The sequence below is a fragment of the Wenzhouxiangella sp. YN1 genome, assembly GCF_056324145.1.
In genome coordinates this window covers 120,646-130,943 of sequence record NZ_JBJNIO010000090.1, presented here as the reverse complement: position 1 = coordinate 130,943, position 10,298 = coordinate 120,646, and the positions used below count along the sequence as shown (strand labels likewise).

The following is a 10,298-nucleotide window of genomic DNA, read 5'->3' as shown; positions in this document are numbered from 1 at the left end:
TGGCTGGTTGGCTGGTTGGCTGGTTGGCTGGTTGGCTGGTTGGCTGGTTGGCTGGTTGGCTGGTTGGCTGGTTGGCTGGTTGGCTGGTTGGCTGGTTGGCTGGTTGGCTGGTTGGCTGGTTGGCTGGTTGGCTGGTCGGCTGGTCGGCTGGTCGGCTGGTCGGCTGGTCGGCTGGTTGGCTGGTTGGCTGGTCGGCTGGTCGGCTGGTCGGCTGGTCGGCTGGTCGGCTGGTCGGCTGGTCGGCTTGGGTCGGTGAGGCTGCGCCCGGAAAATGCGTGTCGCCGGCTGACAGCCGTTTTCGCCTTGAGTGTTGCGGCGCAGCCACCCCGCAAACCCGGGAGAGCAGGCTCAGCCAGCCAGTCGGAAAACAGGCCCGCATTCAGCGCAAGCACGCCGGCTGCATTTTTCGGGATAAAACGGCTTGTCGCAGCCTCTCAAGGGCGGGTATAATGCCGGGCTTGATGAAAACCGGCGACTGGGGCTTTTGCACAAAGCCCGACCTGGGGTCAGCCCAGGGGGTTTTCTGGAAAAGCCCGGTCGCCCGAAGAACCCATTTTTTGGAGTAGGTTGAAAATGACTCTGACCGCTGAAGAAAAGAGCCAGGTTGTCAAGGACTACCAGCTCGCCGAGGGTGACACCGGATCCCCGGAAGTGCAGGTTGCGCTGCTGACCGCGCGCATTCAGAACCTGACCGGGCATTTTGCCGATCACAAGAAAGACCATCACTCCCGTCGAGGCCTGCTCAAGCTGGTCAATCAGCGTCGCTCGTTGCTGGATTACGTCAAGAAAAAGGATATCCAGCGTTACCGCGACCTGATTGAGCGCCTTGGCCTGCGTCGCTAAGAAGCGGATTGATCCGATCGCTATCAACACCCCGGCAGCTCTCGAGCTGTTCCGGGGTGTTTTCTATTGCAAGTGCAAAGTGGAGTGAGTGAAGTGAAGAAGTTCAGCAAGACTTTCAGATTCGGCGAGCATGACGTCACGCTCGAAACCGGGCACGTCGCGCGTCAGGCCGATGGTGCCGTGCTGGTGACCATGGCCGACACCGTGGTTCTGGTGACTGCCGTGGCCCGCAAGGAAGCCAAGCCCGGTCAGGCGTTCTTTCCCCTGACCGTCAACTATCAGGAAAAATTCTATTCCGCTGGCCGCATTCCCGGTGGCTTCTTCAAGCGCGAAGGGCGTCCTACCGAGAAGGAAACCCTGACCTCGCGCCTGATTGACCGCCCGATCCGCCCGCTGTTTCCGAAAGGCTTTCTCAACGAAACCCAGGTGATTGCCACGGTGATGTCGTCGAATCCGGAAATCGATGCCGATATTCCGGCGATGATTGGTGCCTCGGCGGCGCTGTCGCTGTCGGGCTGCCCGTTTCAGGGCCCCATCGGTGGTGCCCGCGTTGGTTTCGTTGACGACGAGTATGTCATCAACCCGACGGCCACGCAGCTTGAGGACTCCCGGCTGAATCTGGTGGTGGCCGGCACCGCGGATGCCGTGCTGATGGTCGAATCCGAGGCCGAGCAGCTCAGCGAAGAGCAGATGCTGGGCGCGATCACTTTTGGCCATGAGCAGATGCAGGTTGCCATCCAGGCCATCAGCGAGCTGACCGCTGAAGCCGGCAAGCCGAAATGGGACTGGCAGGCGCCGGAGGCGCCGGCGGGCCTCGAAGAGAAGGTCAAGAGCGCCATCGGCGATGGGCTTGAAAAGGCCTACGATCTGACCGACAAGATGCAGCGTCGTGACGCCATCTCCGAGGTCAAGAATCGTGTGGTCGAACAGCTGTGCAGCGAAGACGACGAGTCCGCACCTGCTGTCGACGAGGTTGCGGATGTGTTCGGCGCGATGGAGAAGAATCTGGTTCGCGAGCGGATTCTCTCCGGTCAGGCCCGGATCGACGGCCGTGATCTGACGACGGTGCGTCCGCTCGATATGTCGGTCGGTTTCCTGCCGCGCACCCACGGCTCGTCCATCTTTACCCGTGGCGAGACGCAGGCGATGTGTGTGGTAACGCTGGGTACCGGTCGCGATGCGCAGATCATCGACGCCATCGAGGGCGAGTACAAGGAGCCGTTCATGCTCCACTACAACTTCCCGCCGTATTGCGTGGGCGAGACCAATCACATGCTGGCGCCGAAACGTCGCGAGATCGGGCACGGCAAGCTCGCCAAGCGCGCGCTGTCCGCCGTGGTGCCCACGGGTGAGGAGTTTCCCTACGTGCTGCGCCTGGTGTCGGAAGTCACCGAGTCCAACGGTTCGAGCTCGATGGCCACGGTTTGCGGCTCCTCGCTGGCGATGATGGATGCCGGTGTGCCGATCAAGGCGCCGGTGGCCGGCATTGCCATGGGCCTGATCAAGGACGGTGATCGCTTTGCCGTGCTCACCGACATCCTCGGCGACGAAGACCATCTCGGTGACATGGACTTCAAGGTGGCCGGCTCGGCCGAGGGCGTGACCGCCCTGCAGATGGACATCAAGATTACCGGCATCACCAGCGAGATCATGGAGGTTGCCCTCAAGCAGGCGCATGCCGGGCGCAACCACATTCTCGAAGAGATGAACGCGGTCATCGGCAAGCCGCGTGAGGAAATGAGCGAGTACGCGCCACGCCTGTTCACCATGAAGGTGCACCCCGACAAGATCCGTGACGTCATCGGCAAGGGCGGCAGCACCATCCGCCAGATCACCGAGGAGACGGGAACCACCATCGACATCCAGGACGACGGAACGGTCACCATCGCTTCGGTCAACCAGGCCGCGGCAGACGACGCGCGCAAGCGCATCGAGCAGATCACCGCCGACGTCGAGGTGGGGGCAGTCTACGAAGGTACGGTGACCAAGATCATGAACTTCGGCGCCTTCGTGACCATCCTGCCCGGCAAGGATGGCCTGGTCCACATCTCGCAGATCTCCGATCAGCGCGTCGAGAATGTCACCGACGAACTGGCCGAGGGCGACAAGGTCAAGGTCAAGGTGCTCGAGGTCGACAAGCAGGGGCGCATCCGTCTGAGCATGAAAGCGCTCAAGGAAGACGAAAAGGCTTCCTGATGGCAAGATGGCGGCTGCCCGGTCTCCGGGCCGCCGCCTTGCTTGTAACCAAGAAGGACGAAAGGTTCACCAACAAGGGCTGTTTTCTTTGCGCTTCGCGCCCCGCCGTGAGCCTGGCGCTTGCTTGTTACGGAAAACCGCCGCCAGGGGTTGAACTGCGGCCCCGGCGGCCCTGACAGGGTGAATGACACATGGAACTGCTGATTCCCGTATCTCCCGGCGAGCTGCTCGACAAGCTCACCATCCTCGAAATCAAGCTCGACCGCATCGACGACGATGGCAAAGTGGCGAATGTGCGGCGCGAATACGAGCTGCTCTCAAGCGCCTGGGCGAAGGCAGCGGTCGATGACGATGAAGTCGTTGTGCTGCGCGATCGGCTGCGCAAGGTCAACGAAGCCCTCTGGGACATCGAAGATGCAATTCGCGACGAGGAGCGCGGCAGGCGCTTCGGCGACCGCTTCATCGAGCTTGCGCGATCGGTTTATGTCCGCAATGATGAACGCGCCGCGTTCAAGAAACAGATCAATGAACGGCTGGGGTCGGAAATCGTCGAAGAAAAGTCGTACCGCGATTACCGCTGACTAATCATCGCTGACAACTATACCTTCCCGAAGTTTCCGATGGTTTTCGTGGCCTTATGCACGTTTGGGTAGTAGAATTGCCTTCGTCCCCCAAACAAGAACAGCAGAGGCGCTGCGATGTTTCGCAAAATGATACTTGCTCTGGTGCTTGCCCAGAGCGTTGTTACCGTAGCCGTCGCCCAGGTCGATGACAGCGGGGAGCCCCGCACCCAGGCCGGCACACCAACCTTTCATTTCGTAGGTGATCGCTACCGTCTTGGCGTCGGGCTCGACAGCGAGTTCGATGTGGTCGGTGAGCTTCAGGCGGCCTTTTACGAGTCGCAGCGTTCAAGTTTCATCGGCGACGGCTGGCTGGGCAGCCAGGGTGCCGGTGGCGTCAAGCTCAACTATCACTGGCTGATCAACGCAACTGCCGAAGAGGGTCCCGACGGGCCGGTCTACACCGACGGCAACGTGGCCAAGCTGTTCGTTGCCGCCGACCAGAACCAGCTCGACGACCGCAAGCTGACCTTTGGCGGTGGTTGGGAAGGGCGCAACTGGGCATTCTCCGGCTACGGCATGACGGCGCTGACCGACGAGCGCCTGGTCGATCGCGTGAGCACCATCGAGGAAAAGCTGGTCACCGGTGAGATCGATGGCCGGGCATTTTCGCGCGTGGACAGTATCGAGACCGTCACCGACTGGTTCGAAGAGCCCTACGATTGGGGTCTGGGCCTGCGCGCGGAGCGCTTTTTCGACAATCCCCTGGTCCGGCTGCGGGGCGGTCTGGACTACGAAGAAGGGGACTTCAGCTCTTCTCAGCTGACGGCCTCGCTGTCGCTGGACAAGCATTTTTATCGTTCACCACACAGCCTGAGCCTGCGCACCAGCTACGCGCACAAGAGCGGCGACTTCGTGCTTGACAGTAACGACCTGCGCGGCAGCATCGTCTACAGCTTCAGCTTTGGCGGCGGCAACGGCTCATACGCCCCCGCTCGACAGTACCGTGAGGTGGAGGTCGAGGTCCCCGGCGAGCCGCGCACCGAAGAGCGCGTCGTGGCCAATGAGGTCACGTTGAGCGATCGCACCACATTTGCTTTCGACAGCTCGGCGCTCAAGCCGGCGGCAGAAAGGACGCTCGACGAAGTCCTCTCAGTGATGGCCGACGGCGGCCTGGTTGGCGATATCCAGATTGTCGGCCACACCTGCAATATCGGCACCGAAGCCTACAACCAGGGCCTGAGCGAGCGACGCGCGCGCTCGGTGGTGGATTACCTGACCGGCCAGGGCATTGACGCCGAGCGCATCGACTGGCAGGGCAAGGGCGAAACCGATCCGCGCTTCCCCAACGACAGCGAGGAAAATCGCAGCCGCAACCGCCGGGTGGAAATCAGTTTCGTGACCGAGCGTACCAGTACCGAGACCGTGACCGTGGGCCCGGACGAGCCGGCAACCGAAATCCGCCAGATCGAAGTGCCGGTCGAGGCGCCGTGGATCCGCCGCGGGCTGCGCAACCCGGTCCGTCACAAGCGCATTGTCGACTACTATCGTTATCAGGAAAGCAGCGCCAGCGTGACCGAAGGCGAGATCCAATTCGATAACCGTCCTCCGCAGGCCGTCGACAGCGAATTCAGCGTGGAAGCCGACTCGACGGATAACATTCTGGATGTTCTCGCCAACGACAGCGACCCCGATGGCGATGCGCTGACCATCATCAGCGTCTCCGAAGCCGGCAATGGCCAGGTCTCGATCAGCGGCAATCAGCTGCTGTATACGCCAGCCGCTGGTTTTATCGGCAGCGACCATTTTGGCTACACCATCGAGGATGGCTTTGGTGGCGAGGCCAGCGCAACGGTAACCGTCAACGTCCAGTCGGGCAACCAGCCGCCGGTCGCCGAGAACATTTCGGTGGCGACCGGGCGGAACCAGTCGGTCGATATCGATGTGCTGGGCTCGGCGAGCGATCCGGACGGCGACCAATTGTCAGTCGCCGCCTTCACTCAGCCCGACAGCGGCACGGTCACGCAGATTGGCGAGATGCTGCGCTACCAGCCTGAAAACGACTTTGTCGGCAGCGACAGCTTCGAGTACACCGTCAGCGACGGGCGTGGCGGCGAAGCCAGCGCGAGCGTCAACGTGACCGTAAGGCCGGATGGGGAGCCGGGCGGTGGCCTCGAGGCCGTCCCTGACGGCTACATGACCGAGCCGGGCCAGACCACCATCACCATCCATCCAATGGAAAATGACTCGGGTGATTCCATAAGAATCGTCGGCATGGAGCAGTGGTATGGCCCACCGGCAAACTACACCGTGAACTCCGACGGCAGTGTCGTGGTCGAGCTCTCGTTGAGCTGTGATGGCCGGCATCACTTCAGTTACACCATTGAAGATATCCACGGTGAACAGGACAGTGCCAACATCACCATCGTCCGCGTGGATGATGCCGCCACTCGCTCCGAGCGGGCCGGCAGCGGTATCGAGTGCCCGTTTGACCGATAGCCCGTTTGACCGATAGTTTGAACGGCTGAGCCTGATCAGTCCCGAGCGGGATTGATCAGGCTTTTTCTTTCAGTACCGCCGCAAGTTTTTCGATCACCATCGCCGGGGTAATGAGCTCCATTACCCCGGGGTATTCCAGGCGTCTGCCCCAGCGCAGGCGCTCGGGAGATTTCTTCTTGAAGGTTCTGGCCGCCTCGGCGAATTGATCCACCGTATGATCGAGGCTGGCAAACGGCCCCGAACGCCGGGCCCAGGTGGCCGCATACAGGCCGACCACCGGCGTACCCATGGCATCGGCGAAGTGCGCCGGGCCGGAGTCCGGCGCAATCACGCAGGCCGCGCGTTCGAGCATGGCCAGCGCCTGTTTGAGCGTGTCCTGACCCACGAGATTGTTGACCGCGTTGTTCATGGCCTGCTCGATCGCCTCGCCCAGTGCCCGCTCGCGCTCGTTGGGCCCGCCCATGAGAATGACGTCCCGCCCGGTGTGTTCAATCACCCAGTCCGCCACCGTTGCATAGTGCCGCGCCGACCAGTTGCGGCCGGGATGACTCGATGACGGGCTGATGACGACAGCGTGCTTCTCCTCCGGTTGTTGTTGCCGCGCGAACGCTCGGGCTTCGGCGGGAACAGGCAGCCGTCGATCGACGTTGGTACAGTCCACGCCCAGATGTCGGGCGAACTGCAGCAGTGCGTTCACCTGGTGCTGAAACGGCACGGCCGCGATGCGTTCGGAAATCGCCAGGCCATGGCCGAGCCGGGCGCGAGCCCAGTCGAAACCGATCCGGCGACGTGCCCGAACCAGACCCGAGACGAGCGAGGCCCGCTGCGAGACCTGTGCCAGAAGCAGCGTGTCGAAGCGGCGACCGCGGAGCTGCTGCCGCAGGGCACGAAACCCGGCAAGCCCACTGCCCTTGTCGAATACAATGAAATCCACACCCGGCAGGTCGTGCACCAGCCGGTACTCGGGCTTGCCCACAATCCAGGTCAGCACCGTGTCCGGCCAGGCTCGCTGCAGCGCCCGCACCAGCGGGACGGTGTTGCATACATCACCCAGCGCCGAAAGGCGCAGCAGGCAGATGGATGCAGGCGGCTCGTTCGTTCGGGAATCGGGCACGATGAGGTAATCGAATTACAAGGGTGACAGGGGCGCTATGCCGGAAAAGGAACTGCAAGCAGGCTCGGTACGTATTCTATATGACCCGTCGGTGCTGGACGTGGTCAGCCCCGAATGGCTGGAACCGGAATTCTGGCGTCTGCGCGGCGCGGTGCTCGATGAGTTCGGCGGCCGCGGGCAGGCACTGGCCGTTGCCAGCGACGCCGGGCCCGCGGTGCTGCGACGCTGTCTGCGCGGCGGTTTGATTGCCCGCATCAGCCGCGATCGCTATCTGTTCACCGGCTACGCCCGCAGCCGCAGCTTCCGGGAGTTTCGGGTGCTGGCCCGGCTTCACCACAGCGGCCTGCCGGTGCCCAGACCGCTGCTGGCCGGATGCGAGCGCCGCGGGCTGACCGCACGCGCTGCTCTTCTGACCCGCCTGATCCCCAACGCCATCAGCCTGCCGCAGGCTGCAGATCTCCTGGAAGCGGAGCACTGGGAGCGGCTCGGCAAAACACTGGGCAGTTTTTTCCGCGCCGGCGTAGTGCATCCTGATCTCAATGCAACCAACCTGTTGATCGACGGCGACTGCCGCTGGCACGTCATCGACTTCGACCGCGCCCGGATCGACAGCCAGCCGGTTGATCCCGAAGCCATGCTCGCACGCCTGGAACGTTCGCTCGACAAGCTGGGCATTCGCGGCCAACGCCAGCTGCTTCGAAAGGCTGCGTCATCGGCCTGATTCAAGGCTTGCTTTCCGCAAGCGCACTGCGCGCCAGGCCAAGAACGGAGTCTTCCGGGAAGCCGTTCGGGGTCCACATGCCGGCAGCCTTGCCGGTCAGGCGCTCGAGCGCCTCGGCGATGCTGGCGACAGCCATGATGTGAAACTGGTCGTTGATGGCCGCCTTGATCACCCGTCTGTCGAGGTTGAGGCGGTCGCGCTCGGTCGCCGGGATGATGACGCCCTGCTTCCCGTTAAGGCCGACGTGATCGCAGGCATCGAAGAATGCCTCGATGCGTTCGTTGATCTGGTCTGCGCCGCCAGGCTGTCCGCGTGCATCCACTCGGCCGATCACTGCCACCTCCTGCCTGATCGAAAGGCCCGACAGGGTAATGAGCAGACCGCAGGCCTGGCCCAGCAGGCTGCTGGCGATGTCGGCTGTATCAATCGCCGGTTCGATGGTCATCGCGGCGTGCAGATCGGGCAGCCGCTGCAAGTGCAGCAGCTCGGCAATCATCGGCAGCAGGAACTGCCGCACGGGCAGGGTCTGGCCACTGCTCTCCAGCGACAGGCTTCCCTCGCCGGCACGCGCAATGCTGATACTGAGCTGGGCGGGTGTGCCGAACACCTCTTCGGCCAGTCGTTCGCGACCGATCACGTTGAGTTGTCCGGTAGAGCGGCCACGCAGGCGGATGGCGCCGCTGTCGGCCAGCTGCTGCCGGATCAGGGCCGAAGGCAGGGCGGCCCGGCGCCGAATCCTGCCGTAGGCGGTGAGGATCTGTTCTCGACCGATCTCGCTCTCGCCTTCGTTGGTCGTCAGGTAGGCGGCTTCGCGAATGATTTCGGCGAGCCGACCGGTATGCGTGGTCAGGCGGGCCGCCTGATCCGACATGCGCGCGCTGATTTCCACCGCCGCCGCCAGGGCGGGGCGGTTGAGTGGCGACAGGTTTTCGTGCTGAACCACAGCCGCGAGGAAGCGACAGGTTCGGTCGATGCCTTCGGCGTCGCGCGCGATGCTGGGCGCCAGATCAGCCAGCAGACGAAAGCGCCGGGCAAACTCACGACTGCCCGATGCAAGCTGGTGGTAGGCGACGGCGTCACCTACCAGGATCACGCCAATATCGACGGGCACCGCTTCGGGGCGCAGCGACTGCGCCGCCTGACTCCAGTCGACGGTGGGTGCAGCGATCGCCACTGTCCCTGTTCTGAGTATTCTCAAAAGCTGGCGGAACACATCGGGTTCGTCGGCCAGGTCTTCGGCATCGAGCACCAGAAAGCCGCCGTCGGCCTGAATCAGCGCGCCCGAGCGGATGCCCTGGAAAGACGCCACCGCCCGGTCACCTCTGCGCCAGGCCGGGTCGACGGTGCCGAACAGCGCGGCAGATGACGTTGAGCTGGCTGCGACCACCGGAGCACCGTCGCTGCCGTCGCGGCCCATGTTGAGCACGTTGACGCCGTAGAGCACGCTGGGATCGGCCAGGTGACGGGTCTCGTGACCGATGCGCTTTTCCAGCACATCGTCAATGACCTCGCGCAGAAAGGTTTCGACGCCGTCGGCCTTGAAGCGCTGTGAGACTTCGCCGGTCATCTCACCCATGATGCGCGCGGTTTCGGTGACATCGATCTGCTCGATGTGCTGTTGCGCCTGCTGCCACTTCTGACGGATCTGGCGCGAGATTCTCTCAAGCTCGTCTTCGTAGGAGCCGATGCGTTCCTCGAATTTCTTGCGGTCTTCCTCGGTGGCCTGCTTGCGCGCCACCATGTTGCGAAACTCTTCCTGAGAGACCGGCTTGCCCATGATGCGCACCGAAACCTGCAGGCGAGCGTTGGGGCCGGCCTGACTGCGAATCAGCGCCAGGCCTTCGGCTTCGAGTTCCTTCTCCAGCGGTCGAATCAGCATGCGAACATCGCGTTCGGCTGCTTCCCGCCGTGCCTCGCGCCGGCCGCGTATGGGATCGTTGGCCAGAATCTCGGGCAGGCGTTCGCGCACGAACAGGGCAATGCGATGCATCTGCTTCTGGAATGGTCGCCCTTGTCCCCGCGGCAGGGTGATCAGCCGCGGGCGATCGGGGTTGGAGAAATTGTGTACAAAACAGAAGTCTCGGCGCTGCCTTGTCTTCGGTCCAAGCGTGTGGAACACACTGTCGAGCAACCGCTGGCGACCGCTGCCGCGGGGCCCACGCAGAAAAATGTGCTGGTTGTGCCCCGGGTTCGCGATGCCGTAATGAAGCGCTTCCTGTGCCGCGTCCTGGCCAAGGGTGCCTTCGAGCACCGGGATCTCGCGGGTCGAGTCACCCGGAATATCGTCCTCATCGGGCTGCCAGCGCAGCCGTTCCGGCGGAATTGCACGCCGAACCACGTCAGAATCCTTCCCGGTCTGCTTGCA

7 protein-coding genes and 1 pseudogene are annotated in these 10,298 nt (G+C 63.0%); 6 read left to right on the top strand and 2 right to left on the bottom strand.

Going from position 1 to position 10,298, the window contains the following annotated elements:
* The 5 genes and pseudogenes from ACEWQZ_RS01700 to ACEWQZ_RS01680 form a co-directional block, all read left to right on the top strand.
* Nucleotides 1-566: pseudogene (locus ACEWQZ_RS01700) on the top strand (hypothetical protein); the annotation flags it as partial.
* Between the two features lie 7 nt (nt 567-573).
* The gene (gene rpsO, locus ACEWQZ_RS01695; RefSeq protein ID WP_476481339.1) at nt 574-843 is read left to right on the top strand and encodes a 30S ribosomal protein S15; all 270 of its coding nucleotides are present in this window, start codon (nt 574-576) and stop codon (nt 841-843) included.
* Nucleotides 844-936: 93 nt separating this feature from the next.
* Nucleotides 937-3,039, top strand: a complete 2,103-nt coding sequence (pnp, locus tag ACEWQZ_RS01690; protein ID WP_476481341.1) for a polyribonucleotide nucleotidyltransferase — start codon at nt 937-939, stop codon at nt 3,037-3,039.
* Nucleotides 3,040-3,230: 191 nt separating this feature from the next.
* A complete protein-coding gene (locus tag ACEWQZ_RS01685) occupies nt 3,231-3,620 on the top strand; it encodes a DUF6165 family protein (protein WP_476481338.1) in 390 nt (129 codons plus the stop codon).
* Nucleotides 3,621-3,737: 117 nt separating this feature from the next.
* Complete coding sequence (locus ACEWQZ_RS01680) at nt 3,738-6,098, top strand: Ig-like domain-containing protein (RefSeq protein ID WP_476481337.1); 2,361 nt, start codon at nt 3,738-3,740, stop codon at nt 6,096-6,098.
* A 55-nt stretch (nt 6,099-6,153) separates the two neighbouring features.
* Here ACEWQZ_RS01680 and ACEWQZ_RS01675 read toward each other — a convergent pair whose 3' ends face one another.
* A complete protein-coding gene (locus ACEWQZ_RS01675) occupies nt 6,154-7,212 on the bottom strand; it encodes a glycosyltransferase family 9 protein (protein WP_476481336.1) in 1,059 nt (352 codons plus the stop codon).
* Between the two features lie 37 nt (nt 7,213-7,249).
* Between ACEWQZ_RS01675 and ACEWQZ_RS01670 the strand changes: the two genes are divergently transcribed.
* Nucleotides 7,250-7,933, top strand: a complete 684-nt coding sequence (locus ACEWQZ_RS01670; RefSeq protein ID WP_476481335.1) for a 3-deoxy-D-manno-octulosonic acid kinase — start codon at nt 7,250-7,252, stop codon at nt 7,931-7,933.
* Nucleotide 7,934: 1 nt separating this feature from the next.
* Here the strand turns inward: ACEWQZ_RS01670 and ACEWQZ_RS01665 are convergent, their stop codons facing one another.
* A complete protein-coding gene (locus ACEWQZ_RS01665; protein ID WP_476481334.1) occupies nt 7,935-10,271 on the bottom strand; it encodes an AAA family ATPase in 2,337 nt (778 codons plus the stop codon).
* Nucleotides 10,272-10,298 lie beyond the last annotated feature (27 nt).